Genomic DNA, 24,999 nt, shown 5'->3' on the forward strand with positions numbered 1-24,999 from the left:
ATGATAATCGAGCCGGGCCGGCAAGGCCATGACACCGGCAACAGGTGCTAGGCGGGCAGCTCTATGCCGGCGTCACGCATCTGGGCCAGCTTGTAGCGCAGGGTGCGCGGGCTGATGCCGAGCTTGTCGGCCACCTCCTTGCGGCTGCCGTTGCACTCCTGCAGGGTGTCGAGGATGATCTGGTGCTCCTGCTGCTTGAGTTCGCTGCCGAGGCGATCGCCGCCATAGCTGCGCTCGACGCTGACAAACTCCATCTCCTGCTCGTCCAGCTCCTCCAGAATGAGGTGGTCACAATCAATGACCCCGTCGGGGCTGAGGATCAGGGCACGCTGTACCACGTTGTCCAACTCCCGCACATTGCCGGGCCAGGGGTGGGCCAGCAGCCGTTCCCGCGAGGCATCCGTCAACTGCGGTGTCGGCAGCCCCTGCTGACTGGCATGAAGCGCCAGCAGATGTTCCGCCAGCGGCAGAATGTCACCGGGCCGCTCGCACAGGGCAGACCAGCGCAGCGGAAAGACGTTGAGGCGATAGTAGAGATCTTCGCGGAACAGGCCATCCTGCACCGCTTTTTTCAAATCCCGGTTACTGGTGGCGATGACCCGCACATCCAGCGGGATCATCTTGCGACTGCCGAGCCGCTCTACCTCTTTCTCCTGCAACACCCGCAACAATTTGGCTTGCAACCCCTGATCCATCTCGGTGATCTCGTCGAGCAGCAGGGTGCCCCCCTGCGCCTGCTCGAACTTGCCCGGGCACCCCTGCACCGCGCCGGTAAACGCCCCCTTCTCGTAGCCAAACAGGGTCGCCTCCAGCATGTTTTCCGGAATGGCGGCGCAGTTAATGGCAACGAACGGCTGCTCGGCGCGGCTGGAGTTATCGTGAATGTAACGGGCCAGCACCTCTTTACCCGTCCCGCTCGGGCCGGTCACCATCACTGTCGCTTCGCTTCTGGCCACCCGGGTCGCCAGCTGGAACAGCTCGGCAGTTTTGGGATCCCCGTAAACCACGGCGCGCTTCTCCACCTTCTGGGCGGGCACATAACGGCTGACCTGATTGAGCAGCACCTCCGGCGAAAATGGCTTGGCCAGATAGTCGATGGCCCCTTCGCGCATGGCGCGCACTGCACCGTCGATATTGGCGTAGGCGGTCATCAGCAGCACAGGTATCTGCGGATATTGCTGGCGGATGGTGGCCAGCAGGGTGAGGCCGTCCATCCCCCCCATCTGGATATCGGAGATCACCATGTCAAATGGCTGACGGGAGAGGGCCAGCAGAGCCCGCTCGCCGCTGTCCGCTTCACGGCACTCATAACCGCCGAGCAAAAGGGTATCCACCAGCGCTTCGCGCAGGCCATTGTCATCTTCAACTACCAGGATCCTGGCCTGTGTCATGCTACACCTCCAAGCTGCACCGGTTGCTGGTGCAGGGGGAACGACAGAGTAAAGCAGGTGCCTTCACCGGGAACCGAGGCCACACCGACCTCCCCCTGATGGGCACGCACTACAGATTGCACCACCGCCAGACCGAGGCCAGTGCCCTGGGAGCGAGTGGTAAAGAAGGGTTCGAATACCTGACCGAGCTGATGGGAAGGGATCCCCTTGCCATTATCAATGACGCGCATCTCCACCCGGGCGCCGCTGCGCACCGCGCTGACCAGCAGCGAGGTGGCCCCCGCCTGCTGGGCATTGGCAATCAGATTGTTGATGGCTCCCGCCAACGCGCTGCTGTTGGCCAGCAGACAGAGATCGGGCTCTGGCGCCTCCATGTGCAGCTCGCAGCCCTGTTGCTGACAGAAGGCCTCGGCACCAGCCTGCACTTCGGCCAGCAGCCCTTGTACCGAGATGGGGGTGACCACCTGATTGTCGCCATTGCGGGCGAACAGCAGGATGTCGTTGATCTGCTTCTCCAGATCCTGCAAACGGGCCATCAGCTTTTGCTGAAACTGAGTGCGAGATTCCGGCTTGAGGGTGCGGTTGGCCAGATTGGCGGCATAGAGCATGGCAGCGGAGAGCGGCGTGCGGATCTGGTGGGCGAGTGAGGCCGCCATATTGCCCAGCGCCGACAGCCGTTTCATGTGGTTGATGCGGTCTTGCAGTTTACGGGTTTCGGTCAGGTCATTGATAAAAACCAGCTGGCCGGGCTGATCCGGCAGCGGTTGGGTCGAGAGCTGGACCCGGCGCCCGTCACGCAGGGAGATCTCGTGACCATCATCCTCGCGCGGCTCGAAGCAGCGGGCAATGATGTGACGCCAGAGCTCCCCTTCCAACGGCTCCCCCAGCAGGGAGATGGCCGCCGGATTCGCGCGGGTGACCACCCCTGCCCCGTCAAGCAGCAACACCCCGGTGGGGAGCGCCTTGAAGATGGCATAGAGCTGGCTCACTTCGTGGGACTGGAGTGGCATGTCCTGCTGCTGGATTGTCATAAACCTGACCTCAAACTGGCTATTGGGTCAGGTTATTCAATTTCCATGCCACTAAATTATATGTACTAAAACAATGAATTGCGTATTTGCGTCAAGGCTTTGACCCTCAGACGTCCTTGCTCATCCCGTACTTTTTCATCTTCTCCACCAAAGTGGTACGGCGCATACCGAGCAGATCGGCGGCGCGGGCCACCACCCCGTCCTGAGACTCCAGCGCCTGACGGATCAGCTCCACTTCGAGGTCGGCCAGCATCTCTTTGAGGTTGACCCCCTCCTCCGGCAACTGCATGGTGCGGGCCGAGGCGAGGGAGTGATCCAGCTCGGGCGGCTCCTGAAACACCGCCGCCAGCGCATCCCGTTCATCCATCTCGGTCAGCCGCTCATCACGCGGCTCGCTCGGCAGCAGGCGATAACGGCTAGGCAGATCGGCCACATCGACAATCTGGTGCGGGTAGAGGATCAGCAGCCGCTCCAGCAGGTTGGAGAGCTCGCGCACGTTACCGGGCCAGGGGTACTGCATCAGTGACTCCAGCGCCCGCTGGGTCAGCCGGATAAAGCCGTGGTGCTGATCGGCATGGCGGTTGAGCAGCTCTTGCAGCAGCAGCGGGATGTCATCGATGCGATCCCGCAGCGGCGGCGTCTCTATGGGGAAAACGTTGAGGCGGTAGTAGAGATCTTCGCGGAAACCCTGAGTGCGGATCATCGCCTCCAGATCCCGGTGGGTCGCCGCTATGATGCGCACATCGGCCTGAATGGGCTTGCCGCCACCGACCCGGTCGAACAACCGCTCCTGCAATACCCGCAGCAGTTTGACCTGCATCGGCATCGGCATGTCGCCGATCTCGTCGAGAAACAGGGTGCCCCCCTGCGCCAGCTCGAAGCGACCGCGACGGGCCGCGATGGCGCCGGTAAACGCCCCCTTCTCGTGGCCAAACAGTTCGCTCTCCAGCAATTCGGCCGGAATGGCGCCGCAGTTGATGGGCACGAAGGGGCCGCTGCTGCGGGAAGAGAGTTCGTGGATGGCGCGCGCCACCACCTCTTTACCAGTGCCAGACTCCCCGAGGATCAGCACGTTGGCATCGGTCTCGGCCACCTGGCTGATGAGGCGGCGTACCTCCTGGATCCCCTTCCCTTTACCCACCAGCAAGCGCAGCAGGGCCTGCCCCTTGTCATGGGTCTGCTGACGGGGATGCAAGGATACAAAGGCCTGACAGAAGTGCAGATGACGGGTGAGGGATTCATAGGTAAAAGGCGAGAGCGCCACCCCGATAAAGTTGCTGTTGGGCAGGTCGGCCTCAACCAGCGAGAGGAATGGCGTGCGAGGGAAGGCAGCCAGCAGCTCTGACAAGGGACGGTCGGTCAGCTCACCCACCAGCACCCCTTGCAGCGGACCGGAGGATTCGATGGCCACATCCAGATCGCTTTGTGCCACCTCCTGCCACGGGATCCCCATAAACGAGAGCACGGTTCCCAACTGTTGGCGCCGCTGCGCATCGGCATCAACAATCAACACGCCCATCTCCACCATATCCATTCCTCGCGATGTCCTGAACTAACTTATTGTTTTATTTGATGATAAAACAGCTACCGACTGTCTTTTTGCTGGCACACAAAGTGCCAAAATTCCGACACATTGTCAAAAATTGTCGTATTCAGGCTAAGTGTATCGACAGAAACGGGAGATTAGATAAATTTTGCCGAGGAATTTTCTGCATTGGCGCCGTTAACAAACGCCGCCAATAGCGGAAAGAAAACTGCCCTCGTCAGAGGGCAGCATGGGACATGGTGAAGCGCATTCAGTGGCGATTATGGTGGTGCGGCGCCGCGTAACGACATTCGGGAAAACGGCTGCAAGCCAGAAAGAGTCGACCGGCGTGGGGGCCTTTTTTCGCCTCCCGCTCCACCAGCGGCGCATCGCAGCGGGGGCAGTGCTGCACCTCGTGCTCTTCATCATCCTCCACATCGGCGAACAAGCCATCGACCAGTTCACCCTCACTCTGCGGCGTCTCTCCCCCCTTGGACTGGATGACTGGTTCGTGAAATGACGAGTGCGAGACAGCCTCGGCATGGGGAGTGCGGCCACGCATCCCGGCACCGACATCCACTCCGTCCAGCAACAGAGGGTTGAACGTCGGCTCGCGGCGCGCCCCGTGCGGCAAATCGTCGATCAATGGTTCACTGGTTTTGACCAGCAGCGGCAGGATCTGTTCGCGCAGTTCTTCCACCAGATAGCTGGCACTTGCCGAGATCTGCAGCAACGGCAGACCGGCGCTGTCGCAGGCGGTTTTCAGAAAGAGATCCCGCGCCTTGCGCTTCTGGTGACGATGGGAGCTGTCATCGAGTTCGATGGCGCAGATAAAGGAGAGATCCGCGGGGTGGCAAAGCAGATAGTCGAAATGCTTGGCACTGATCTTGTTGAAGTGCTGCTGCCATTTGCTTTTGCCGATCCCGGCCTGCGGCGTCAGCACATCGGCCACCCGCACCTTGGCAAAGACCCGGGCCTTGTCACCCACCGCCAGATCCAGCACCCCGAGGAAGGATCGCTCGGCGGGACTGAACAGGGTCTCCTGCATATCATAGGGCAGGCGCTTTTGCTGTCTGCCTCTGCTCCAGAAGATCGCCAGCACAAGCAGCGCCAGCAACAACAATCCCGATAGGACAAGGGTATTCATGAGAGCACGATCCAGTTCACGACATGAAAGGGGAATTACTTTACCACAGCCGCCACGGAGCAAGGCAGCAGACCCGTGTATAGAAAGTGAAAAGTCCCATCTTTTTATCTATTTGTCAGCAGGCGGGGGTTCATATGACCAGCCCCAGCAGGCACAATAGGGATAGAGCAAGAAATCCCATTTCAAGGAGAGCAGGATGCAAAAGCAATTGGTGGTCACCGTGATCGGTGCAGACAAACCCGGGATCGTCGAGAGTCTGGCTGCCGTCATCAGCCGCGAGAAGGGCAACTGGCTGGGCAGCGCCATGAGCGAACTGGCGGGACAGTTTGCCGGTATCCTCCATGTCTCTGTCCCCGATGAGCACTATCGCAGCCTGTGCGAAGCACTGGCCCTGCTACCGGGTCTGACCATCAGCTTTGCCGAAGGGACACCTACCGCCGAGCCAGCCCATCAAGTCATGATGACAGTGACCGGCAACGACCGCCCCGGCATCGTCCATGAAGTAGCCAGCATCCTGCGCCAACTCGAGATCAACGTGGCCGATCTCACTACCGGCTGTGAACCGGCTCCCCACTCCGGCGCCCCGCTCTTCTATGCCCATGCGCTGGTTGCCCTGCCCGACGGGCTCGCGATGGATACGCTTATCACCGCGCTGGAATCCCTCTCCGACGATCTGGTGGTCGACATCGACGAAGCGTTCAGCGAACAGTAACAATACTGTCATTTATTTGTCATATATTAACGCCATAACTGCCGCGCAGACGCGACCTGAAACAGAGGCACAAGATGAGCACCGACAAGCAGTATGAAGAGAAAGAGCTGAGCTGGCTCTCATTCAATGAACGGGTGTTGCAAGAGGCAATGGACAAGACGGTGCCCCTCATCGAGCGGGTTCGTTTTCTGGGGATTTTCTCCTCCAACCAGGATGAGTTCTTCAAGGTACGGGTATCGGACGTCAAGCGTCGCATCCTCATCAATGAAGTACATGGTGGCGACGATGAAGCGAAAGTGCTGCTGCGCGCCATCCAGCAAAAAGTGATGGCGCTCGGTGAAGCGTTCGACAACACCTATAAAGAGCTGTTGATTGCGCTGGCCCGCCACAACATCTTCCTGGTCAACGAGAACCAGCTCTCCGATGCCATTCAGAAGTGGCTGCGGGTCTTCTTCAAGGAGAAGGTGCTGCGTCACATCATCCCGATCCTGCTCAACAAGGAGGTCAATCCGGTCAAATTCCTCAAGGATGAGTACACCTATCTGGCCATCGAGATGAAGAAGAACGGTCAGGTGATCCAGTACGCCCTGGTGGAAGTGCCGACCGACGACCTGCCCCGCTTCTTCCAGCTGCCGCCGGAAGGGACCCGCCGCAAGAAGCAGATCATCATTCTGGATAACGTCATCCGCTTCTGCCTCGACGAGATCTTCAAAGGCTTCTTCGACTACGACGAGATTGCCGCCTATGCGGTGAAGCTGACCCGGGATGCCGAATATGATCTCTCCGACCAGCTGGACTTGAGCCTGGTGGACAAGATGAGTGACGGCTTGAAGCAGCGCCTCACCGCCATGCCGGTGCGCTTCGTCTACGAGCGGGAGATGCCCGCTGCCATGATCAGCTTCCTCAAGCTCAAGCTGCAGATCAGCTCCTACGATGCCATCATGCCGGGCGGGCGTTACCACAACTTCAAGGATTTCATCGGCTTCCCCAACGTGGGCCGTGACTATCTGGAAAACCCCAAGCTGCCGGCCCTCGATTGCCGCGATTTTGACGGCTTCGTCAACGCCTTCGATGCGATTACCAAGCAGGATATCCTGCTCTACTACCCGTACCACAAGTTCCACCACTTCACCGAGCTGGTGCGCCAGGCGGCGTTCGACCCGGCGGTGAGCGCCATTCGCATCAATATCTACCGGGTCGCCAAGAAGTCGCGGATCATCCACTCCCTCATCGATGCCGCCAACAACGGCAAGAAGGTGACCGTGGTGGTCGAGTTGCGCGCCCGTTTCGACGAGGCGGCCAACATCGACTGGGCCAATATCCTTACCGATGCCGGGGTCAAGGTGGTATTCGGGGTACCGAGCCTCAAGATCCACTCCAAGCTCTGCCTCATCACCCGCCACGAAAATGGCGAGGCGGTGCGCTATGCCCATATCGGCACCGGTAACTTCAACGAGAAGACAGCCAAGATCTACACCGACTTCTCGCTGCTGACCCGCAATCCGGATATCACCGCCGAAGTGGAAGGGGTGTTTGAATACATCGAGTACCCCTATAAGCGATACAAATTCAACCACCTGCTGGTCTCCCCCATCAACAGCAGACGTCAGCTCTATCGTCTCATCGACAACGAGCTCTCCAACGCCAAGGCGGGCCAGCCAAGCGGCATCATCCTCAAGATCAACAATCTGGTGGACAAGGATCTCATCAACCGCCTCTATGCCGCCGGTCAGGCGGGAGTACCGATCCAGATGATCATCCGTGGCATGTGCGCCCTGCGTCCTGGCGTACCGGGCCTCAGTGACAACATCAAGGTGATCAGCATCATCGACCGCTTCCTCGAGCACCCGCGGGTGATGGTGTTCCACAACAAGGGCAACCCCCAGCTCTACATCTCCAGCGCCGACTGGATGAGCCGCAATATCGACGGCCGGATCGAGGTGGGCACCCCCATTTATGACGAGCGGCTCAAGCAGCGCATCATGGACATTCTCGAGCTACAACTGAGTGATACCTGCAAGGCGCGGGTCATTGATGCCGACCAGCAGAACGAATATGTGAAGCGGGGCAACCGCCGCAAGATCCGCTCTCAGGTGGCGATTTACGACTATCTCAAACGTATCGAGTCAAACAATGGACAATAGTCTCTATGCCGCCGTGGATCTCGGCTCCAACAGTTTTCATATGGTGATCGCCCATCTGAGCGAAGGGCGTTTTCGCATCGTCGATCGCATCAAGGAGCGGGTGCGGCTGGCGGAAGGGATGGATGAGCAAAAGCGGATGAGCCCGGAGGCGATGGAACGCGGCCTCGCCTGCCTGTCGCTGTTTGCCGAGCGGCTCACCAACATCAAACCGGATCAGATCCGCATCGCCGGTACCTACACATTGCGCCGTGCCAGCAACGCGCGCGAATTTGTGAGTGAAGCAGCCAAGGTGCTCAACCACCCTATCGAGATCATCAGCGGGCAGGAAGAAGCACGCCTCATCTATCAGGGGGTTGCCCATACCCAGCATATCGAGGGCCAGGTACTGGTGATCGATATCGGCGGCGGCAGCACCGAGCTCATCATCGGTGAAGGGTTTGAACACAAGGCCCTCACCAGCCGCAAGATGGGCTGCGTCAGCTTTACCCAGAGCTTCTTTGCCAGCGGCAAGCTGAGCGACAAGCACTTCACCAATGCCGTGCTGGAGGCGCAGCACCAGCTCGCCCCCATCGTCAACCAGTATCGCAAGCTGGGCTGGCAGAGCTGCCTTGGCAGCTCAGGCTCCATTCGTACCGTGCGCGACGTGCTGCAGGGTGAAGGGCTGACTGACGGCAGCATTACGCTGGAAGGGCTGGAGCGGCTCAAGGCGCTGATGATTGAGCGCAAGCGAGTCGATAACCTCAAGCTGACAGGGCTTACCGAGGAGCGTCAGGAAGTGTTTGCCGCTGCGGTCGCCATCCTGCTCGGGCTGTTTACCTCATTGCCCATCGAGCGGCTCGACTACTCCGATGGTGCTCTGCGCGAAGGATTGCTGTATGAGTTCGAGGAGCGCTTGCAGCACCACGATATTCGCGAGCGTACCGCACAGGCGCTAGGCACCCACTACCGGATGGACCGCAAACAAGCAGCCCGGGTGGAGCAGAGCGTGCTGACCCTGTTTGATTCCTTGCAAGAGCCCTGGCAGATGGAGATAGAGCCCTATCGAGCCATCCTCGGCTGGGCGGCGCGGCTGCACGAAATTGGCCTTGCCATCAACTACAGCGGCATTCATCGCCACTCCGCCTATATCCTGCAACACACCGACCTGCCTGGCTTCAACCAGGACGATCAGGCCCTGCTGGCAGCGCTGGTACGCTTTCAGCGCAAGGGGCTCAAGCTCTCCGAGCTGCCTCCCCTGCCCAACCACGACATGCAGACGGTGCTGCGTTGCATCCGCATCCTGCGCCTCGCAGTCGCCGCTCACCACAAGCGGCAGGACAACCTGTTGCCCGAGTGGAAAGTCGCGGTACAAGGCGATCAGCTGGTCGTGACCCTGCCGATCGACTGGTGCGAGGAGAACCGTCTCCTGATGCAGAATCTGGAGAAGGAGCATCGTTATTGCCAGGAGCAGGGCTGGCCACTGTTGTTCCAGCTCGGCTAAACCGGAAAGATAAATGAAAAAGGCAGCCCACTGGCTGCCTTTTGCATCTCAATCTCCCGGTTACTGCAACTCGGGCAACAACCACTTGGCCATCTCGAAGTAGATGATAAGGCCGGTGCCATCCACCAGTGTCGCTATGAATGGCGCAGAGACCACCGCCGGATCGATGCGGAAACGACGCAGCACCATGGGAATAATGGATGCGACCGTGGCACTCCAGAGCACGATGGCGATGATGGTAAAGGTCACCACCATGCCAATCTGGGGACCGACGCCGAGACTCCATGCCCGTACCCAGGCCGCCATGGCAATGGCACCCGAGATGAGCAGACCGGTGGAGAGCTCTTTTTTCAGCACTGTGCCGAGATTGCGCAGACTCACCTCCCCGACCGCCATGGCTCGTACTATGGTGGTGGTGATCTGGGTGCCGCTGTTACCACCAGTACCGATCAGCAAGGGGATAAAGAAGGCCAGCGCGATGGCCGCTTCCAGCTGCTCCTCAAATGCCCGCAGCACGGTACCGGTGTAAGCTTCCGCCACAAACAGGATGAGCAGCCAGCCCACCCGTTTGCGCCACAGCTGCCAGGGCGTCGCCTGCAAGTAAGGGGTATCGAGCGGTGATGAGCCCCCTTGCATCTCGGCATCCTCGGTGGATTCGAGCTCCAGAATATCCGCCGCATCATCGACGTGGAAAATACCGACCAGTCGCCCCTGATCCTCGACAGGCAGGACCGAGAGATCGCGGTCGATGAGCAGGCGCGCTGCCAACTCCTGATCCGCACGGGCGTTGATCCGCACCGTCTCCCGATCCATCAGGGTCGCGACACTGGCCAGCGGGTCGGCGATCAGCAAGGTCTTGAGGGAGAGGCTCCCTTGCAGACGACCATCCCCGTTGACCACATAGATATGGCGAAACAGCTGGGCATTGTCCCAGGCATCGTGGATCAGCTGTTTGGCGTGACCGACCGTGTCCTCCTCCCGCACCGCCAGATATTCGTGGCGCATGTTGGCCCCCACCGACTCGGTGGGCCAATCCAGCAGGGAGTAATACATGGCCTGCGCCTGGGTCGGGAAGCGAGCCAGCAACATAGTGCGATCCTGACGACTCAGTTTGCGCAGGATGGCGACCATCTCGCGGCGGGGAATGGCCTCCTGCAACACGCTGACGATGCTGCCATGGAGCCGCTGCAACAGGCGCCCGGCACTCTCGGCCGAGAGTGAGCCGAGCAGTTCGGCACCTTGCGGAATTGGCAGGGTATCAAAGATGCAGTTGAGCTCTTCCGGACGCAGGGTCAGCAGTTGATCGGCGCGCTGAACCGGATCCAGATTATGTTCCAGCCAACCCTGCAGGGCGGCCAGATCGAGCAGTTGGTGACGGTTAAGAATGGTATGTGTTTTCTTCATCACAGATATCCTCATGTGATTTCAGGCGAGCCTGAATGCCTCCGGAAATAGCCGGATGCAACGACAAGAAAACAGCAATTTGATTGACGAGTAATAGGCAGGAAATGACGCCGTTCGGCGTGTCATCATCCCCACGTACCAGCTTTAGCACTGTATAACGTATCCGGCATGCCGGAAGCCACTTGGGTTTACACCTTAATCCGATGAAAACTGTCCTGATCTTGGGCGTCTCTGGACGTCGTGAGATCAGTGGCCTGTGTTTATACAGGAGCCTCGCCTAACGAGATGCTGCAAATAATTCGCACAACCCTCTGTTGTGCGGGCGGCATGATTATCCAATCCCGCTGGGAGGTCAACCCCGCAACCACCATTAAATTGGCAACGGCAACAGCTTGTTACAATTGGCAGGAGATGACACGGAACCAATTTACAAAACCTGGATAAAAGAAAAGGCCCCAAAGGGGCCCTTCTTTAATTAACGAATATAGTCAAATAGCGTCAGACGGCTTATTTTGCTGAAAGAGAGTTGCGAGGCACTCAATGCCGCATCCTCTTTTGACAGCGCGGAAATCACTTCATAGAGATCCGCTTCCGACACCTTGGCTCTCGCCTCGGCGTTGAGGGTACTCAACCCCTCGTTAGAATCCATGACTGCCTCAAGACTGTTCATCCTGCCACCCAGCTCACCCAACCCATGATCGATATTCAAGCGAGCATTTTTCATATGGACGGTAGCATCGGCTACTTCCAACGCAAAGTTGTCAGCAGTAATAGCGGGATCACGCAAAGCGGTAATAAAATCCGACATCCCGTTCAGCACGTTGTCATTTTTTGGTGGATTAAGGTCAAACTGCTGAGCCGCACCACCTGCAGGCAAATCAAGGGTCAACTCCAGACCATTGAAGGGGATCTTGGTGCCAGCAGTGTAGTTACCCGTTTGCAGGGTAGTACCACCGGCATCCTTGATATCATAGGTATCAGGCGGGCCTATGGTGGTTGATACGGTATAGGTGTTGCTGGGCAGTGCAGAGTTATAATTGGACTTATAGAAATTATCAAAGTTGCCCTGATCGCCGACTCCGACCTTGATATTTGCGGTGGTTGCACTGGCAGTTCTTCTGGTCGCCACGATTTCAAACAGGTCCTGCCCGGAATCATTGGCAGCAATTTGTACTGTGGGTGAGACCTGAATATTTCGCTGACCAGGGTCCCCCTGATAAATATATTTCCCGTTGGCGTCTTTGATATATGGCTGGGTCTTGCTCTGATTACCGCCAAATATAAATTCACCCGAGGAGTTTTTGCTATTCATCAGGTCAAACATCTGCTGCTGCAACCCTTCCAGCTCGCTGGCAATAGCCTTGCGATCATCCATGCTGATAGCGCCATTATTTGACTTCTGGATCAGGGTCTGGGCACTAAGCATCGCATTATTAATCGACGTTAATACCGTCTCCTCATGTCCCAGGCTGTTTTCCAGCAAGCTGCCATTGACACTGTACTGCTTGAACAGGTCGATCTCCTTGGTCAGTGCCATCTTCTGGCTCATCCCCGCGGGATCTTCGCCGGCAGTCTGAAATTTATTACCGGTTTGCAGCTGTTGGTAGGCAGTATTCAACCGCTCGTTGGCACTGTTGAGGGAATAGATATTCCGGTCGTAGATCATGTTGGTGGTGATGCGCATGACGTTACCTCACGGAAGAGAGCAGTGTATCGAAAATGGTTTTGGCCGTGCTGACGATTTGCGCCGATGCCGCATAGGATTGCTGGAAGCGGATCAGATTGGCCGCCTCCTCCTCCAGATTGACCCCTGACACGCTTTCAAAGATGCCGGTGCTCTGGATAAGCTTGGACTCATTGGCCTTGAGCAGCGTTTTTGCCTGGCTGGTATTGTTACCCACTTCCATCACCAACCCGGAATAGGCCTGATTGAAGGTCATCTTGTCGTTGGTCGTCCCACCATTGGTGCTCTTGCGCACCAGATCCTTGTTTTGCAGCTCGGCCAGAACCAGGCCATTGCTGTTATCGGCAAAGCCATTGCTGTTGTAACTGAGCTTGAAGCTGTCACCGGCATCCACCGTTCCGGTGATGCTGAACTCGTAGCCGAGAGCCTGTTTCGGGTTGGCATAGACCGCAGTCCCAATGGGGAAGGGGTTAATCATCGCTGACATCAGGTCTTGCCCTTTGCTGCTCGCAGGGGCCGTGCCAATCAAGGTAGTACCATCGGCTTGAAACACCTGATAGTTACCACTGCCATCGATTTTGACCACCTGAGGCGCTGTCGGGCTCAGACTATTGGTACCAAAACCTGACCCCGCACCTGTATTAAATACGCCACCCAGTTTGATATCAGCCCCGCCGCCATTATTGGTGGTCTTTTCCGCTTTAAGCGGAGAGGCCAAGGCCAAGTCTTCCGGTCGGGTGATCAGCTGATCCAGACCGGCGGCCGCACTTTTGGTCGGTTGCAGCAACAGTCTGTCACCCGCAGCCGGCGCACCGGTGAGATCGATTGAAATGCCGTGACCCGTGAGTTCAAACGTTGCAGGAGGGGTCGTGCCAGTCGCCACAGAGGTTCGATTACCAGACTTGTCCAGCGAGAACACCTCATAACCGGTGGCGCTGCTAAAGCGCACTTCGTAATCAAACGGGGTCACTGATGTCCCCTTACCCGGCACGAAGCTGACATTCGCCCCGACCGTCCCCGTGTTGTCGTCGTAGGGTAATCCCTTGCTGGTTGGCAGGGTGAATATATCACCGCCAATTTCATTATCCAGGTCCATCCCGAGGCGGTTCTGCTGGTTCATCGCATCGGCCATCGCCACGGCCAGCTGCCCCAGTTCGCGCTTGGTAGGCTCAAGGTCGGTACGCGCCTTGAACAGCCCCCCCATGGCGCCACCAAACGTATCGTGGTCGATGGTTGCCTGATTATCCCCCAGAGTCAGTTGCAACTCCTGATCCCGGGAGTCAGGGTCTCCTGCAATCACCTTGAACTGGGCGACACCCCCATCGAGGATCAACGAATGGCCAGTGCTCATATTGACCAGCATGCTGCCGTTAGGTTGGGCTACGGTGCGAATATCCATCTTCTCCGACAGCTGGCGGATCGCCTCATCCCGCTGATCAAACAGCATCAGGTTCTCTTCGGGTGACCCCTGGGTGCGGATGATGGCCTGATTAAGATCATTGATGCTGGTGAGCAGGCTGTTGACCTGCTTGGTTTCATCTTCAATGCGGGTGTTGAGGGTATCGCTCTGCTTGTCGAGCTGCGCTGAGAGGGTATGAAAACGGTTGACCATGCCACTCAACTCCGTCATCACCACCTTGCGTCCACCGATCTCGGCAGGCGATTCATTGGCAGAGTGAAATGACTTGAAGTAGGAGGTGATGGCCGCCCCCACGCTGTTGCTGGTATTCCCCAGCAAGCTGTCAACGCCAGCCAGCTGTTCATAATGGGTCAGGGAGGCATGATAGGCAGAGGTATCACGGCGCACCTCCCCCTGCATATAGTCGTTGATCACCCGCTGGGTCTTGATGTCACCGGTCCCCAGACCGATGGTATTGGTATACACCAGCGTACGCTCACGCACATAGCCCTGGCTATTGACGTTCACTATGTTGTTACTGGTGGTCTGCAGCAGGCGTTGCTGTGCCAGCACGCCCGATGAACCAATCCCAAGCAGGTCGCTTGCCATACGTTACAGCTCCATCTCGTTGTATTGGGCAATGGCATCACTGCGCAATACCTGTTTCAATTTTCTGGCGTAGTGCGGGTCGGTGGCATAACCCGCCTGTTGCAGCGCCTCGAAGTAGCGATCAGGGCTATCCACCTTCGCCAGGGCTCCCTTGTAGCGAGAGCCGGAAGTGAGGAAGTCCACATAGTCGTTGAAGCTCTCTTCAAACGACCCATAAGAGCGAAATGCCGCTTTCTGGCGGGAGGCGACGCCTTGCTCATACTCGAGCGTGCTGACCACCGCCTTTGGCCCTTCCCAGCGCGGATCGGCCTTGATGCCAAACAGGTTATGGGTCACCTGCCCCTCGCCATCCTTGATCACCCGCTTGCCCCAACCGCTCTCCAGTGCCGCCTGGGCGACCAGTACCGCCGGGCTTAACCCCAGCTTGTCGGCCGCTTTCTTGGCCAGCGGCATCAGGCGATTGACAAACTCTTCCGGTGTATCGAACTCTTTGCCCCCACTACCGGTGGCACTGCTCTCTTCGCTGGTCATGCGTCCCATGGGCGGAATGCTGCGGTGCGGTCGACGGGGCATAGTGAGTGTGTGACTCTCCTTTGCCCCCTCGACCATCTCTTTTTCAGCAAAATCTTTGCCAACTTTTGATACCGCGATCAAATCATCGGCAGCCGCCGTAGGGGGCTGATAGGGTTTGTAGGTCCTTTCGGTGCGCTGCGGCATCTTGAGCACCCGTCCATCCTGATGGGTAAAGGTCTCGGGAGAGAGCTGCTTGGCCACCATGTCAGCCAATCCCAGCCCCCCCTTGCTGGACATGTCGGCAACTCGCTGCTCATCCAGCATCCCTTCATAGAACTGGGTATAGCTGCTGTTCATCGGGTTGTCCTGAGTCAACACCCCGTTGGCCTGACGCATGCTCTGAAACAGCATCTGGGTAAAGATTGACTCGAACTGGCGTGACGCACTCTTGAGCGCTTCGGCCTGTCCCTCTTTGCTTTGGCTCATCTGGCGCAAACGGTCCAGGTTCTTGATGTCCTGTACCATCCCGAGATTCATGCCGCTGTTGCTGTCAAACTCCGCCATTTTGCTTACCTCATTGCCACCCGTGGCAACCACTTGCCGCTTGTTACAATATGACCAGTTGCCCTTCGATGGCGCCTGCCTGCTGCAGCGCCTCAAGGATGGCCATCAAATCACCCGGGGCGACCCCGACCTGATTGACCGCCCGGACCAGATCGTCCAGGGTCGCACCGGTATCAAACTTGAACATCCGCCCCGGCTCCTGCTGGACATTGATGGTCGAGTTGTTGGTCACCGTTGTCTCTCCTCCTGCCAACGGGTTGGGCTGGGAGACCTGCTGGTTTTCGGCGATGGTCACCGTCAACCCGCCATGGCTGATGGCCGCAGGTTTGAGCTTGACCTGACTGCCGATCACTATGGTGCCGGTGCGGGAGTTAACGATGATCTTGGCCGCCTCGTTGGCCGGATCCACCTCCAGATTCTCGATGGTGGCGAGATAGGAGACGCGCTGACCCGGATCTCGCGGGGCATAGACCTTGACCGAGGTGGCATCGAGCGCCTGAGCGGTATTCGGCCCCACCAGATCGTTGACCACATCGGCCAGACGGCGCGCAGTGGTAAAGTCTGGGCGGTGAAGGTTGAAGGTGATGGTGTCCCCCTGACTGAAGGAGTTGGGCACCTCCCGCTCCACGGTTGCACCGTTGGCAATCCGCCCGACGGTCGGGGTATTGATCACCACCTTGGAACCATCAGCCCCCTCGGCCCCCAGACCACCGACCACCAGACTGCCCTGGGCGACCGCATAAACCCGCCCATCGAGCCCTTTCAGGAAGCTCTGCAGCAGAGTGCCGCCCCGCAGGCTCTTGGCCTCGCCAATGGCAGAGACCGTCACATCGATGGTCTGGCCCGGCTTGGAGAAGGGGGGCAGGTCGGCATGGATCGCCACCGGAGCCACATCCTTGATCTTGGGCTTGATGTTGTCCGGCACCTTGATGCCAAAGTTGTTGAGCATGGTACGGAAGGTCTGCTCGGTGAAGGCGTTGTTCTTCTCGCCAGTGCCGGGCAACCCCACCACCAGACCGTAACCAATCAGCTGGTTGTTACGCACCCCTTCAACCGAGCTGATGTCCTTGATCCGGGCCGCATTGGCCACACCCAAGGGCAGCAGACAGCAAAGCAGAGTGACAAGACGGAGTGACTTCATAACATCTCCTAGAGCGGCCACCAGGGACCATTGAAAAAGCTGGTAAGCCACCCTTGCTCCTGGCTATTGGCCAGATCGCCGGTACCACCGTAGTAAATGCGGGCATTGGCCACTTTCTGGGACGAAACGCTGTTATCAGACGTCACGTCCTCCGGGCGAATAAGGCCGGTGATCCGGATATATTCATTGCCATTATTAAGCATGATCCACTTCTCGCCGCGCACCACCAGATTGCCGTTGGGCAGCACCTTGGCCACACTGACCGAAATATTGCCCTGCAAGCTGTTGCTCTGATCCGCTTTGGCCTGCCCCTTGAACGCGCTGTTCTGACCAATGGAAGCCGAAAGATCATAGGGACTGGCGGTGACCGGCACGCCACCCAGCTTGACCGGATCCAGATTAAATTTATTGTCCTTGCCACTCTGGGTATTGGCCTTTTTCGAGGCGGAGGTCGACTCCGACAACTCGATGGTAATGATGTCGCCTACCTTGTGTGCCTTGATATCCGAATAGATGCCATTGACCTGATCCGGCTGGAAAATCGCCCCTGTCGGTCGCACCGACACCGGCTCCGACTCCCCGTAGACGGGGGAAAACTCGGGATCATCAGGCTTGGGCGTATTGGGAGTGCTACTACACCCTCCCAGCACCAGCAATCCCAGCATCCATACGGCTTTCATCATGCACCTCCTAATTAGGTACGCTGGATCAGGAAGGACATCATGCCGTCCACGGCGGAGAGCACCTTGGAGTTCATCTCGTAGACCCGCTGAGCCTGAATGAGGTTCACCAGCTCTTCGGTCACGTTGACGTTGGAAGTCTCCAGCATCCCCTGCTTGATCACCCCCAAGCCATCGGCACCGGCAGTCCCCTGCGCAGCAGCGCCGCTGGATTGGGTCTCGACGAACATGTTCTCCCCCATCGGCTGCAAGCCGCTGGCATTAACGAAGTCGGAGATGTTGATCTGACCGACGACCTGAGAAGCGCCATCGCCCTTGAGCTGCACCGAGACCTGGCCATCTTCACCCACCGTAACGCTCTGGGCGTTTTCCGGGATCTGGATTTCCGGTTGCAGCGGGTAGCCATTACCCGGGGTCACTATGGTCCCTTCATCGTTGAGGGTGAACTGACCATTACGGGTATAGGCAGCACTGCCATCTGGCAGCTGAATTTCAAAGTAGCCACGACCACTGATCATCAAATCGAGCGAGTTGTCAGTGGTTTGTACGTTACCTTGGCTGTGGTTTTTCTGGGTCGCCACCACCTTGGCACCCGCCCCCAGCATCAAGCCGGAGGGGAGCTCGGTATCGGCAGAAGAGCGGCCACCGGGCTGGTTGATGTTTTGATACAGCAGATCTTCAAAGATGGCCCGTGACTTTTTAAAGCCCACGGTGCTGGCGTTCGCCAGGTTGTTCGAGGTGACCGAAATATTGGTCTGCTGTGCATCCAACCCGGTCTTGCTGATCCAGAGTGCGGGATTCATAGGTAACTCCTTGATTAGCTGATTCGCAGCAGTTGGGTTTGAGCTTCATCATTCTCTTCGGCCGTCTTCATGATTTTGACCTGAGTTTCGAACTGGCGTTGCAGCCGGATCAGGTTGGTCATCTCATCCACCACATTGACGTTGCTCCCCTCAAGGGAGCCGGCAATCAGGCCGACATTGGCTGAGGCGGGTTCATTCTGACCATCCTTGCGGCGAAACAGACCATCTTGCCCCTTCTCCACCGCATCGGCGGCCGGGTTGACCAGCTTGATCCGCTGGAAATCTTCCGGCAAGTTGGCGGCAGCCCCTTCCGGTCGACCGCTGATGGTGCCATCCCGATTGATCTCGAGTTTCTCCATCGGCATCGGCAACACGATTGGCTGACCGCCGTCATCCACCACATTCAGGCCGGTCGAGGTTTGTAAGTTGCCGGTCGCATTGACCTGCAAATTCCCCATGCGGGTATAGGCCTCGCCGCCCTTTGGATCCTGCACGGCAATCCAGCCCGGCCCATCCACCGCCACGTCCAGATCCCGTCCGGTGGTCATCAGCATGCCATGCTGCAGGTTCTGACCCGGGCGCTCAGCCATGGCAAACACCCGGCTTGGCAAGCCCTCTCCGAATGCCTGCATGCTTCTGGCCTGCTCAAAATCGGACTTGAAGCCGGTTGTATTGGCATTGGCGAGGTTGTTGCCGCGAACAGCCAAGCTGTTCATGGTCTCTTTGGCCCCGGACATGGCGATATAAAGCAGGTGATCCATGGAATTCTCCGTCAAACAGATGACTCTGACAGGAGAAATGCAATTAGAGTGCCAACAGCAGAAATATGGGGGGATAAGGATGGGAATGCGACAGAAACAGAGAGGGGGCCAAGCCCCCTCTCATTATCATTTATTGCGAGATTAACGGATCTGCAGGATGGTCTGCTGCAGCGAACTGTTGACCTCCAGAGAACGGGAGTTGGCCTGGAAGTTACGCTGGGCAGTGATCAGGTCCACCAGCTCGGAGGTCAAATCCACGTTGGACTGCTCCAGCGCCGAAGATTTGATGGTGCCAAACGTGCCCGAGTTGGGTGTCCCCGGCAAAGCATCGCCAGAGAGCAGGGATTGTCGCCAGGAGGTATCACCAACCTGAGTCAATCCTTGTGAGTTGGCAAACTTGGCCATGGCGACCATCGCTACCTTGATGGTGGTGGCGTTGCTGTAAGTTGCAGACACAATACCATCTGGCGTGATCTCCACCTTGGTCAAACGGCCGACAGTAGAACCATCCTGTGTCAATTTGCTGACCTCAAAAGGTGAAGCATATTGAGTCACCGAATCAAGACTGATATCAATCTGCTGAGTCGGGTCGGCACCATTAGTAATAATGCCCGCACCAGTTGCACCGACAGTCCCAAGTGGTTCAGTTTTGAGCGTAGTAGGAATCATTCCCGTCATTTTACCATCAGACCCAAAGGTAATTTGGGCTGCTTTGGGTGCTGGGTTCAGGCCAGCAGCCATCGTCGGGGCGGTTCCATTTTCGATATCAATAGGCTTGTCACCCTGATAAAGATACATGCGCCAAGCAGGTGGATCTGCTGGTTTGGTCGGATCAACGGTATCCGCATCCCTGACAAAATATTGAGTAATAGTATGAGGTTCTCCCAAAGAATCATAAATAACCACAGAGGTGGATGACGAGTACGTTTTTGAATCTTTTGGATCAAATGTTGAAGGATTGAATGGTTGCGGTTTGGTTGTTGAAGTTGAAGGTAAGTTGAAACTTGCTTCTATTTTAGTCGTCTTCACCGGTTCACCTGCACGATCCGGGATCTGGATCGGCTTGGTTGCATTGATACTAACTGCTTTCGGGCTACCATCAGTATTAATTTCATAACCTTGCAGATAATGGCCCTGATTGTTGACCATATAGCTGTTTTCATTGAGCTTGAAGGCACCGGCACGGGTGTAGGTGCGATCCAGGTTGGTCAGACCGTCAGAGGTCACAAAGAAGCCATTACCCTGAATCGCCAGATCCAGTGCGTTATTGGTGAATTGCAGCGCTCCCTGATGGAACTGCTGGGCAACCGCGCCGGTTGCCACACCGTTACCGACCTGGGTCTTGGCATTGACAAAGATGGAGTTGGCGTAGACATCCGCAAACTCGGCACGGGACTCTTTAAAGCCCATGGTGTTAACGTTGGCAATGTTGTTGGCGGTGACGTTCAAGTCTTTTTGTGCCGCGTTGACACCGCTCAAGGCATTGTTAAATGACATATCCAGCTCCTTAGATCGATGCTGTCGACGTGGTTTTTGACGGTGTAACCGTCGGATTTGAATTGGTGCCTGAAATTTGCAGAATATTGTTCAGATATTCGCTCCCCAGCCCTCTCAAGTTGAGGCGAGTCGGGTTGGTGGCATTACCCAAGGCAACGCTATCCACTTTGGCATAAGCGTATGCAGCAATATTTTCCGACTTGCCATCAATAGTACCGCTGGCTTTGACGACATACTTGCCTGCAGAAACTCGGTTACCAGCCTTGTCAGTACCATCCCAAGCAACTTCAACGTTACCTTTTTGCTCTCCTTCCAGGGGAAACTCTTTGATAACTTGTCCTTTTTCGTCTTCGATAGTGATTTTGATATTCGCATATTTATTAGTAGTACCAACCGCTACGACTGCTGATAGTGGCCCCTCTTTGTCTAAATAGCTTATATTGCTTGGCAGTAGCACATTTTGACCTACCAAAGAGGACGCTTGCAGGGCTTGACTGGAAATCATCTGGTCATTGAGTTTCCCCATCTGGGTAGACAAACTGCTGATCCCCTCCGAAGTTGACATGGACGCCATTTGGGAGAGCATCTGGGCATTGTCGACAGGTTTGAATGGGTCTTGATACGACAATTGCATTGTTAGCAGCTTCATAAATGAAGCCTGATCCAGCTCTTTCTTTGGCGCCGTTGTGCTGCCTGTCGTCTGGGTCGTGGTACGGCTGATGCCGTTCACATTACTGGTTGTATCGACCATGCTGCATCCCTCCTATCAGGACTTGCCAAGCTGGAGCGTCTGCTGCAGCATCTTCTTGGCCGAATCTGCAACCTGTACGTTGGTCTGGTAGCTGCGCGAGGCGTTGATCATGTCGGCCATCTCTTCAACCATGTTGACGTTTGGCTTGAAGATAAAACCGTCTTTATCCGCCATCGGGTGGTTGGGGTTGTACTCCTTGAGCAGTGGCGCCTTGCTCTCGACAATCCCCTTCACCTCAACCCCGACCGAGCCCTGCTTGTCAGACATCGCCTGATCGAGCTGGGCGGCAAAGACTGGCCGCCTGGCGTGGTAAGTATTTTCCACACTGGAGCTGACGCTGTCCGCGTTGGCCATGTTGCTGGCAACCGTGTTGAGGCGCACTGACTGTGCGCTCATAGCCGAGCCTGCTATGTCAAAGACCTTGAACAAACTCATCACTGCTCTCCTTTCAGGGCCTTGAGCAGGCCACTGATCTTGCTATTCATAAATTCAAGGGAGGTTTGATACTCGAGGCTATTGCGCAGAAATTCGCTGCGCTCCTGCTGCACATCGACTGTATTGCCGTCACCGGTATCCGGTTGCAGCGGGTTGCGATATTGCACGGTACCTGGGGCGTCCATATTCAAGGCAAAGTGCTTTTCGCTGGTCGTTGCCAAACCAAACCCCTGATGCGACTGGGCCTCCTGCAATGCCTGAGCAAAATTGATATCCCTGGCTTTGAAGCCCGGGGTATCTGCGTTGGCAATATTGCTGGAAAGCACCTCAGCACGCTTGGCGCGAACGCTTATGGTGTGTTGATGCACACCGAATGCCTTGTCAAATGAAAGAGCCATAGCACACCTCCTGCTTGGTTTATTTTGTTTGCAAGAGGTGTGCCATAAGCAAATCACTCAGTTCGATGGTTTTGGTATGAGCACATTGCAAACCGAAAACGACAGGAACATCTCGTGCCCTGAGTCAGACGGCATCATTTGGCCACCTTAAGGTTTTAACCACTTTTGCAGTGGCAAGATATGGTAGGTAAATAGAAAGACTGAGCTGTAGATAAAGAAAGAGGGAAGCTCGCTGCTTCCCTCTTTGCATGAACTGGCAATATTCGGCAGACCCCGAATATCAAGGCCATCAGGCCTATTTGACCTTGTAGACAATCCCCGGATTACAGCGGATCATCTCGAACCGGTCGGTCAACCCGGCCAGTGACTCCGACGCGCCCAACATCAGATATCCACCGGGGTTGAGACTGGCAGCAAACTGGTTGAGGATCTTCGACTTCACTTCCGGCGCAAAATAGATGAGCACGTTACGGCAAAAGATAATGTCAAACTTGCCGAGCAGACTATAACTCTCCAGCAAGTTGAGTGGCCGGAAGGTGGTCAATTTTCTGACTCGCTCGGCAACCCGCATCTTGTTGTCACCGTAAGGCTCAAAAAACATCTTCTTGCGCTCCGGTGACAAACCGCGCGCCAGAGCAAGGCTATCGTAAACGCCTTCCTTACACTGATTGAGCATGGTCGTCGAAATATCCGTCCCGACAATCTGTACGCCACCAGGCAAGGTCCCCGGCTTTTTCATCTGCTGCTCCAGTGCCGTCATGGCAATGGAATAGGGTTCCTGACCTGACGAGGATGCAGCCGACCAGATCTTGATGGGGCGGCCACTTTTCCCCAACTCGGGGAAAATCTTGTCGGTAAGAAGCTGAAACGGATAGGTATCACGAAACCAGAGGGTCTCGTTGGTCGTCATAGCATCCACCACGGCCATTTTCAGGTCACGCTCTCGCACACTCATTGCACGGGTAACCAGATCAGACAGACTCTCGATGCCAAACTGAGCCATCAAAGGTGAAAGACGGCTCTTCACCAGATACTGTTTGTTATCCCCCAGCACAATTCCGCTCTGTACCGCCAGAAAGTTGCTGAACTGTTTGTATAAGTCGTCCGAAAGTGTCTTCATGCAGCAGTTCTTCTTTATTAGAGTGCGTTTTGTACGGCCTTGGCCAATTCATCAGGCTGGAACTTGGCGATAAAATTGTTCGCACCAACTTTCTGCACCATTGCCTGGTTGAATACTCCACTGAGCGAGGTATGCAGAATAACATGCAAATCCTTGAGATTGGGATTATTCCGGATCTCGGCAGTGAAGGTATAGCCATCCATTTCCGGCATTTCGATATCCGAAATAACCAGCGCAACCTGATCCTTGATAGGACCATTTTTGGTCATTTCCAGCAGCATGTTCAATGCTTCGCGACCATCTTTAGCCAACACGCACTCGACACCGATAGCCTCAAGTGCACGTTGTACCTGTTTGCGTGCCACTGAGGAGTCATCCGCAACAAGAACAGGACGCCCCAGAGTCGGGTGGTCGACACTGGCCTGAACCAACTCCTCACTAACATCCGTTGCAACCGGCGAAATTTCGTTCAATATCCGCTCAACATCAAGAATTTCGACCAACTCGCCGTCGACTTCAGTCACGGCTGTCATGTAGTTGATGCGACCCGCACCTTTAGGCGGAGGCAGGATGGATTCCCAGTTCATATTGATGATGCGCTCGACCGAATGCACCAGAAAACCCTGAATAGAGCGGTTGTACTCGGAGATGATAATGAAGCATTTGCTCAGGTCATCAATCGGGCGTTTGCCAACCGCCATGCTGAGGTCGATGACCGAGATAGTCTGGCCACGAATATGTGCAACCCCGCGGATGCAGGAGTTCAGTTTGGGCATCACGGTCAAGGGGGGACACTGCAACACTTCACGCACTTTGAATACGTTGATGCCAAATCTTTGACGTCCATTGAGACGAAACAACAACAACTCCAGCCGGTTTTGCCCCACTAGCTGGGTACGTTGGTTGACCGAGTCCAGGATACTGGCCATAAACACTCCCTAAAAACGCTTGGCATTAATCATGCATGCGTGATGGATTGCGTCAGACTATCGATGTGACAACGAACAGATTCTGAAGCAATCATAGTTAAATATGGTGATATGCGTGAACAACTTATCGACCAACGAGCGAAAATGATTAACCGACTTTTACTCATCAGCCTCTTTTTTGGCAGCATATCTTCCAGCTACGCCTCGGACGTCACTACTTATCTGCAAGAAAAGGCACAAGAGTTCGTTTACAGCCAGCTGGATATTCCGTTGGATGCCAGAGCCGAGGTCACCTCTGCCACGCTGGATGAACGGCTCCCACTGACCCGCTGCGAAGATCTGCTCACCATCAGCTTACCAGCAAAAATGGAAATTCGCCGTAATACAACAGTTTACCTTAAATGTGAGGAAGACAAACCTTGGGACGTCTATCTCCCGGTGCGGGTCAGCATTCAAAAGCCCTATGTCACTGTGACCAACCCCATCGCCAAGGGGGACCTGCTGAGTGAAAGCCAGCTGGTGTTGGCCTATCAAGATCAGACCCTGATCCGCGGCGACTACCTGACTGACACAGCCCCTCTTATCGGAGTACGCAGCAAGCGGGAGCTAAAACCGGGGCAACCCATCCGTTTGAGCCAGGTTTGTGTCGTGTGCAAAGGGGATCAGGTCACCCTGACGGCAGAAAACAGCAACTTCCAGATCAAAACCATGGCCCGAGCCTTGCAAGATGGCAGCTTCGGAGAGATCATCAAACTCGTCAATATTCGCTCCGGCAAAACCGTTGAGGGTAAAGTCAGTGCAGTAGGTGCCGTATCGGTCACTTTTTAAATCCGGATCCTTGACAACTTTTTTCTAAAGTTTTGATCTGCCGCACCGATAAA

22 protein-coding genes and 1 riboswitch are annotated in these 24,999 nt (G+C 56.2%); of the genes, 4 read left to right on the top strand and 18 right to left on the bottom strand.

Annotated elements, in window-relative coordinates; translation table 11 throughout:
- Positions 1–47: 47 nt before the first annotated feature.
- The 4 genes from ACTG2W_RS05315 to ACTG2W_RS05330 all read right to left on the bottom strand — a co-directional run bounded on the left by ACTG2W_RS05315 (position 48) and on the right by ACTG2W_RS05330 (position 5,094).
- Positions 48–1,391 (bottom strand): sigma-54-dependent transcriptional regulator, encoded by a 1,344-nt coding sequence (locus ACTG2W_RS05315; RefSeq protein ID WP_440016092.1) that lies wholly within the window; start codon positions 1,389–1,391, stop codon positions 48–50.
- Positions 1,388–2,422: a sensor histidine kinase gene (locus tag ACTG2W_RS05320; RefSeq protein ID WP_005334126.1), complete on the bottom strand. Its 1,035-nt coding sequence runs from the start codon at positions 2,420–2,422 to the stop codon at positions 1,388–1,390. The genes ACTG2W_RS05315 and ACTG2W_RS05320 overlap by 4 nt, the downstream gene beginning before the upstream one ends.
- A gap of 106 nt (positions 2,423–2,528) precedes the next feature.
- Entirely contained in the window at positions 2,529–3,950 is a 1,422-nt protein-coding gene (locus ACTG2W_RS05325; protein ID WP_181281595.1) for a sigma-54 dependent transcriptional regulator, read from the bottom strand.
- A gap of 268 nt (positions 3,951–4,218) precedes the next feature.
- Entirely contained in the window at positions 4,219–5,094 is an 876-nt protein-coding gene (locus tag ACTG2W_RS05330; protein ID WP_106843153.1) for a DUF2726 domain-containing protein, read from the bottom strand.
- 196 nt (positions 5,095–5,290) lie between these two features.
- Here ACTG2W_RS05330 and ACTG2W_RS05335 point away from each other — a divergent pair, with 196 nt between their 5' ends.
- From ACTG2W_RS05335 to ppx, 3 genes are all read left to right on the top strand, one after another.
- Complete coding sequence (locus tag ACTG2W_RS05335; protein WP_106843154.1) at positions 5,291–5,806, top strand: glycine cleavage system protein R; 516 nt, start codon at positions 5,291–5,293, stop codon at positions 5,804–5,806.
- 74 nt (positions 5,807–5,880) lie between these two features.
- Positions 5,881–7,950, top strand: a complete 2,070-nt coding sequence (gene ppk1 / locus ACTG2W_RS05340; protein WP_005350671.1) for a polyphosphate kinase 1 — start codon at positions 5,881–5,883, stop codon at positions 7,948–7,950.
- The gene (ppx, locus tag ACTG2W_RS05345; protein ID WP_106843155.1) at positions 7,940–9,430 is read left to right on the top strand and encodes an exopolyphosphatase; all 1,491 of its coding nucleotides are present in this window, start codon (positions 7,940–7,942) and stop codon (positions 9,428–9,430) included. The genes ppk1 and ppx overlap by 11 nt, the downstream gene beginning before the upstream one ends.
- Positions 9,431–9,490: 60 nt before the next feature.
- On the opposite strand, the gene mgtE is transcribed toward ppx, so the two are convergent.
- The 14 genes from mgtE to ACTG2W_RS05415 all read right to left on the bottom strand — a co-directional run bounded on the left by mgtE (position 9,491) and on the right by ACTG2W_RS05415 (position 24,118).
- A complete protein-coding gene (gene mgtE, locus ACTG2W_RS05350) occupies positions 9,491–10,834 on the bottom strand; it encodes a magnesium transporter (RefSeq protein WP_058056049.1) in 1,344 nt (447 codons plus the stop codon).
- Between the two features lie 122 nt (positions 10,835–10,956).
- Positions 10,957–11,126: riboswitch (M-box (ykoK) riboswitch) on the bottom strand.
- A 183-nt stretch (positions 11,127–11,309) separates the two neighbouring features.
- A complete protein-coding gene (flgL, locus tag ACTG2W_RS05355) occupies positions 11,310–12,518 on the bottom strand; it encodes a flagellar hook-associated protein FlgL (RefSeq protein WP_047437649.1) in 1,209 nt (402 codons plus the stop codon).
- Positions 12,519–12,522: 4 nt separating this feature from the next.
- Positions 12,523–14,526, bottom strand: coding sequence for a FlgK family flagellar hook-associated protein (locus ACTG2W_RS05360; RefSeq protein WP_106843156.1), 2,004 nt, complete (start codon positions 14,524–14,526; stop codon positions 12,523–12,525).
- Positions 14,527–14,529: 3 nt separating this feature from the next.
- Positions 14,530–15,603: a flagellar assembly peptidoglycan hydrolase FlgJ gene (gene flgJ / locus ACTG2W_RS05365; protein ID WP_106843157.1), complete on the bottom strand. Its 1,074-nt coding sequence runs from the start codon at positions 15,601–15,603 to the stop codon at positions 14,530–14,532.
- A 43-nt stretch (positions 15,604–15,646) separates the two neighbouring features.
- Complete coding sequence (locus tag ACTG2W_RS05370; protein ID WP_106843158.1) at positions 15,647–16,744, bottom strand: flagellar basal body P-ring protein FlgI; 1,098 nt, start codon at positions 16,742–16,744, stop codon at positions 15,647–15,649.
- Positions 16,745–16,752: 8 nt separating this feature from the next.
- Entirely contained in the window at positions 16,753–17,424 is a 672-nt protein-coding gene (gene flgH / locus ACTG2W_RS05375) for a flagellar basal body L-ring protein FlgH (RefSeq protein ID WP_005334152.1), read from the bottom strand.
- A gap of 14 nt (positions 17,425–17,438) precedes the next feature.
- On the bottom strand, positions 17,439–18,227 hold the full coding sequence (gene flgG, locus ACTG2W_RS05380; protein WP_005334158.1) for a flagellar basal-body rod protein FlgG: 789 nt from the start codon (positions 18,225–18,227) through the stop codon (positions 17,439–17,441).
- Between the two features lie 14 nt (positions 18,228–18,241).
- A complete protein-coding gene (gene flgF, locus ACTG2W_RS05385; RefSeq protein ID WP_005334159.1) occupies positions 18,242–18,988 on the bottom strand; it encodes a flagellar basal-body rod protein FlgF in 747 nt (248 codons plus the stop codon).
- 141 nt (positions 18,989–19,129) lie between these two features.
- Positions 19,130–20,485: a flagellar hook protein FlgE gene (gene flgE / locus ACTG2W_RS05390; protein ID WP_106843159.1), complete on the bottom strand. Its 1,356-nt coding sequence runs from the start codon at positions 20,483–20,485 to the stop codon at positions 19,130–19,132.
- Positions 20,486–20,495: 10 nt separating this feature from the next.
- A complete protein-coding gene (locus ACTG2W_RS05395; protein ID WP_106843160.1) occupies positions 20,496–21,236 on the bottom strand; it encodes a flagellar hook assembly protein FlgD in 741 nt (246 codons plus the stop codon).
- Between the two features lie 15 nt (positions 21,237–21,251).
- The gene (gene flgC, locus ACTG2W_RS05400) at positions 21,252–21,671 is read right to left on the bottom strand and encodes a flagellar basal body rod protein FlgC (RefSeq protein ID WP_005350658.1); all 420 of its coding nucleotides are present in this window, start codon (positions 21,669–21,671) and stop codon (positions 21,252–21,254) included.
- The gene (gene flgB / locus ACTG2W_RS05405) at positions 21,671–22,069 is read right to left on the bottom strand and encodes a flagellar basal body rod protein FlgB (RefSeq protein WP_005334169.1); all 399 of its coding nucleotides are present in this window, start codon (positions 22,067–22,069) and stop codon (positions 21,671–21,673) included. The genes flgC and flgB overlap by 1 nt, the downstream gene beginning before the upstream one ends.
- Before the next feature lie 295 nt (positions 22,070–22,364).
- On the bottom strand, positions 22,365–23,189 hold the full coding sequence (locus ACTG2W_RS05410) for a CheR family methyltransferase (protein WP_005350656.1): 825 nt from the start codon (positions 23,187–23,189) through the stop codon (positions 22,365–22,367).
- A gap of 17 nt (positions 23,190–23,206) precedes the next feature.
- Positions 23,207–24,118: a chemotaxis protein CheV gene (locus ACTG2W_RS05415; protein WP_005334174.1), complete on the bottom strand. Its 912-nt coding sequence runs from the start codon at positions 24,116–24,118 to the stop codon at positions 23,207–23,209.
- A 144-nt stretch (positions 24,119–24,262) separates the two neighbouring features.
- Here ACTG2W_RS05415 and flgA point away from each other — a divergent pair, with 144 nt between their 5' ends.
- Positions 24,263–24,946: a flagellar basal body P-ring formation chaperone FlgA gene (gene flgA, locus ACTG2W_RS05420; protein ID WP_081990713.1), complete on the top strand. Its 684-nt coding sequence runs from the start codon at positions 24,263–24,265 to the stop codon at positions 24,944–24,946.
- The last annotated feature ends 53 nt before the right edge of the window (positions 24,947–24,999 follow it).

Origin of the sequence: Aeromonas sp. 96A (assembly GCF_051919165.1) — a bacterium.
GTDB lineage: Bacteria > Pseudomonadota > Gammaproteobacteria > Enterobacterales > Aeromonadaceae > Aeromonas > Aeromonas veronii.